Source organism: Moorena sp. SIO4E2 (genome assembly GCF_010671945.1).
GTDB lineage: Bacteria > Cyanobacteriota > Cyanobacteriia > Cyanobacteriales > Coleofasciculaceae > Moorena > Moorena producens.
Map to the genome: position 1 here is coordinate 1 of NZ_JAAHIE010001163.1, position 1,554 is coordinate 1,554.

Consider the following 1,554-nt stretch of genomic DNA (forward strand, 5'->3'; position numbering starts at 1 on the left):
ATAAAGAATAATGTATAAAGAATAATACCTAATGTATAATTCTTAATTCTTAATTCTCAATTCTTAATTCTTAATTCTCAATTCTTAATTCTTAATTCTACATTCTCAATTCTTCATGGGGAACTTTCCCTCCGCAGATTCGTCAAAGCCGCTAAAGCTACGATATTCTAGACTCAGAGACATTCCTGATCTGAGCCATCAATCTGGGAAAAATGTATATATGAGTAGAGTTGGAATTAGCAGAGAACCCACGGAGTCCAGTTATGAAATGTTATAAAATTCTTTCCCTACTAGGGATGACAGCAGTATCGACAATCACTGCTACTCAGGTTTTGGCTATGGAGACAGCTTCCTGGAACTTAATCACCGAACCTGACTCTAGTGACAATAGTCTATTGGAGGATGTTTCATTCCTTAAATACACTATATTTGATACCGGTGCTGGCGCTAGAGAGCCCCAAGATCAAGAGCCTATACCGCCACGGCACGATGGGGAATTAGGTAGAGTTAGCTTTAGCTAAAGATTGATCATATATAGCAGTTCTTAATTGGGTGAGTTACACAAGTTGTGGGTTTTAGGGAGTAGGGAGTAGGGAACAGGGAAAAAATCTTGTGTACCTCTTTACTATCAGAACTGCTATATATTCCAGCTGATCTAGTCTTGCTCCTCAATTCCCTCACAGAGTTTTCTGTCTCCTTCGTTGAGGTTCGGATTATTGTTCAGATAATTACCGATCTGATCACAACCACGCTTCAGTAAAGAATTCACATCGTTGAATTGACTGTAATCTAAATTCCAAATACTCACCCGATTAGCTGAGTTAATCGAAACTAAGGTTTTACCGTCTGGACTGAAATTTACAGACTCCACAGGTTCAGAACCCTCGCTTAACGTTCCTATTAAAAGTCCATTGGGGTTCCATAGTTTAACTGTGCCATCCGCACTAGCAGAAGCAATAATGTCTCGATTGGGGTGGAAACTCACATCATAAACAGTTTTTGTATGCCCTACAACAATTTTTTTATCCCCTACTCCTTCTTTAGGCTCGAATTGCTGCCAGGAGATGTCGTTACGACTCCATATTACCATAAAACCACGGGCAGCACCTGCCACAATCCGCTTACCATCGGGGCTGAAACTAACGGAGGACAACTTGCTAGGCCCAGTAAGGGTAGTAATTAGAGTGCCGTCCTGGTTCCAGAGTTTCACCGTCTTGTCATTACTGGCAGAGGCAATTAACTGACCATCAGGACTGAAACTGACGCGATTAATGGCATCTGTATGTCCTTTATCTCCCGCTAAAGTACGTAGAAATTTCCCTTCCCGGCTCCAGAGTTTCACTGTCCTATCCTGACTAGCTGAGGCAATGATTTGACTATCAGGACTGAAACTAACGCTATAAACTGGATCGCTATGTTCCTTTAGAGTACGTAGGAGTTTCCCCTGGCGATTCCAGAGTTTCACCGTCTTGTCATTACTGGCAGAGGCAATTAACTCACCATCGGCACTGAAATCAACCCCCTTCACAAAACCATCATGTCCCTGGAGGGTGA

At 42.1% G+C, this 1,554-nt stretch carries 2 protein-coding genes; one reads left to right on the forward strand and one right to left on the reverse strand.

Features of this window, described 5'->3' with window-relative positions; translation table 11 throughout:
- The first annotated feature begins 263 nt into the window (after positions 1-263).
- A complete protein-coding gene (locus F6K37_RS41765; RefSeq protein ID WP_287257136.1) occupies positions 264-521 on the forward strand; it encodes a hypothetical protein in 258 nt (85 codons plus the stop codon).
- A 134-nt stretch (positions 522-655) separates the two neighbouring features.
- On the opposite strand, the gene F6K37_RS41770 is transcribed toward F6K37_RS41765, so the two are convergent.
- Positions 656-1,554 (reverse strand): WD40 repeat domain-containing protein (locus F6K37_RS41770; RefSeq protein ID WP_287257137.1); only part of this gene is annotated, 899 nt, incomplete at its 5' end.